The sequence below is a fragment of the Nonomuraea sp. NEAU-A123 genome, assembly GCF_018603905.1.
GTDB lineage: Bacteria > Actinomycetota > Actinomycetes > Streptosporangiales > Streptosporangiaceae > Nonomuraea.
Genome location: NZ_JAHFZZ010000064.1, coordinates 1 through 2,498, shown reverse-complemented (window position 1 = coordinate 2,498; position 2,498 = coordinate 1). Strand labels below are relative to the sequence as shown.

At 69.9% G+C, this 2,498-nt stretch carries 2 protein-coding genes; both read left to right on the top strand.

Annotated elements, in window-relative coordinates; translation table 11 throughout:
- The first annotated feature begins 182 nt into the window (after window positions 1–182).
- Window positions 183–1,670, top strand: coding sequence for an IS21 family transposase (gene istA, locus KLK06_RS59305; protein ID WP_214644733.1), 1,488 nt, complete (start codon window positions 183–185; stop codon window positions 1,668–1,670).
- Complete coding sequence (gene istB, locus KLK06_RS59300; RefSeq protein WP_214644732.1) at window positions 1,667–2,446, top strand: IS21-like element helper ATPase IstB; 780 nt, start codon at window positions 1,667–1,669, stop codon at window positions 2,444–2,446. The genes istA and istB overlap by 4 nt, the downstream gene beginning before the upstream one ends.
- Window positions 2,447–2,498: the final 52 nt, after the last annotated feature.

Genomic DNA, 2,498 nt, shown 5'->3' with positions numbered 1-2,498 from the left:
TGTCCGTGGCCGTGCAAAGGTAGCCGCAGGTGGCCGGGTTGAGGTCACCACTGGTGGCCAGATTTAAGTCCCCACGCCCGCGTGTGCTCGCCGGTGTGTCTTGGGGACAGGCATGCCCCTGAGCAGTGATCTTGACGGTGTCAGCCAGTCACGTGATCACCGCTCAGGGAGTCTGCCGGGCCATGAAATCTTCGGGGGAAGTCATGGACATCATCGCCGCCTACCGTGAGGTGGGCACCTATCGTGGGGCCGCTGAGATGTGCGGCACCACGCACAAGACCGTCAAACGCATCATCGAGCGGGCGCTGACCGGGGACAAGGCGCCACCCCGCAAACAACGGGAGCACAACTACGACGCGGTCGCCGAACTGGTCCGGGACAAGGTCGCCGCGACGCACGGGAAGATCTCGGCCAAGCGGCTGCTGCCGTTGGCGCAGGCTGGCGGGTACGGCGGGTCGGCGCGCAACTTCCGCAGGCTGGTGGCCGCGGCCAAGAAGGCCTGGCGCAGAAGCAACCCGCGCGGACGGCGCCCGGCGGTTTGGACACCGGGCGAGATGCTGGTCATCGACTGGGGCGATGCCGGCGGCGGGCTGCACGTGTTCTGCGCGGTGCTGGCCTGGTCCCGTTTCCGGTTCGTCCGCTTCGCCGACAACGAGCGCGCCGAGACCACCCTGTCGTTGCTGGCCGAGTGCTTCGAAACGCTCGGCGCGGCCCCGAAGGTGGTGCTGGCCGACCGGATGGGCTGCCTGAAGGGCGGCGTGGTGGCCAACAAGGTCATCCCCACCGCTGATTACGTCCGTTTCGCCACCCATTACGGGTGCCGGCCGGACTGGTGCGAAGCGGCTGATCCCGAATCGAAGGGGATCGTGGAGAACCTGGTCGGCTACGCCAAGCGGGACCTGGTGGTGCCACAGGCGTCGTTCGATGACCTGACGGTGGCCAATATCGCCGCCCGGACCTGGTGCGCCGAGGTCAACACGGTGCCGCATTCGGAGATCTGCGCCGTCCCGGCCGAGCGGCTGGCCGCTGAGCGGGAGGTGATGAACGCGCTGCCGTCGCTGCGCCCGGCGATCGGCAAGCCACCGATCACCCGCAAGGTGGACAAGCTGTCGTGCGTGCGGTTCGGCTCGGCCCGCTACTCGGTCCCGAATCGGCTCATCGGCGCGACGGTGGCCGTGGTCGAGGCCGACGGCAGGCTGCTGATCACCGACCTGGCCACCGGCGAGATCGTCGCCGACCACGCCCCAGTCGCCCCCGGCGAGGCCGCGATCAGCGACGAGCACTACGGCGGCCCGCGGCCCGCGCCACGGCGCGCCGCCCGGCCCCGCACCCCGGCGGAGAAGGCGTTCCTGGCACTCGGCCCGGCCGCCGAGACCTGGCTGACCGGCTCGGCCGCCTCCGGCAACACCCGCCTGGCCGCCGACCTGGTCGAGCTGGCCGCCCTCGCCGCTGCCCACGGACAGCAGGCGCTGGTGGCCGCGTTGGAGCGCGCGGCACAGTTCCGCCGATGGCGAGCTGAGGACGTCCGCTCCATCCTCGCGGCCGGGGCCGGCACACCACAGCCGACCGCCGCCGGAGACGCGCTGGTGATGGCCCTGCCCACCGTCCCGACCCGGTCACTGACCGACTACGCCCTCGACCGGTTCGACAAGATCGGAGAGGCCGGATGACCGCGCCCACCACGCCCGCGCTGCCCGGTGATCTGGACGCCGCCCTGCGCCGCCTGAAGCTGGCCACCATGCGCCGCCTGGCGCCCGAGCTGCTGGTGACGGCCCGCACGCAGCGCTGGAACCCCGAAGAGTTCCTGCGCACCCTGCTGGAGGCCGAGCTGACCGCCCGCGATGAGTCCAACGTCCGCACCCGGATGAAGGCCGCCGCCTTCCCGGTCATCAAGACCATCGAGGAATTCGACGTCGCAGCGTCGTCGATCCCACGGGCGACCTTCGACTACCTCGCCTCGCTGGAGTGGATCCGCGCCACCGAGAACTACTGCGCGGTCGGCCCGGCGGGCACGGGCAAGAGCCACAGCCTCATCGCCCTCGGCGTCGCCGCCGTCCACGCCGGCTACAAGGTGCGCTACTTCACCGCGGCCGAGCTGGTCGAGACGCTCTACCGGGGCCTGGCCGACAACTCCGTCGGCCGCGTGATCGACAACCTGCTCCGCAACGATCTGGTGATCATCGACGAAGTTGGATTCGCCCCGCTGGACGACACCGGCGCGCAACTGCTGTTCCGCCTCGTGGCCGCCGCCTACGAACGCCGCGCGCTCGGCATCGGCTCACACTGGCCCTTCGACCAATGGGGACGCTTCCTGCCCGAGCACACCACCGCCGTCAGCCTGCTGGACCGGCTCCTGCACCACAGCGTCGTCGTGGTCACCGAGGGCGAGTCCTTCCGCATGAAACAGGCACGAACCCGGACAGGCAGACGCCTCACCAAGAAATAGTCAACTACGAAGACGTGGGGACCTTTACTTGGCCACCAGCGGCGACACGCAC

Bases quoted from the DNA above. Each gene is read 5' to 3' on its own strand.
- istA (WP_214644733.1), top strand. From the start codon at position 183: ATGAAATCTTCGGGGGAAGTCATGGACATCATCGCCGCCTACCGTGAG.
- istB (WP_214644732.1), top strand. From the start codon at position 1,667: ATGACCGCGCCCACCACGCCCGCGCTGCCCGGTGATCTGGACGCCGCC.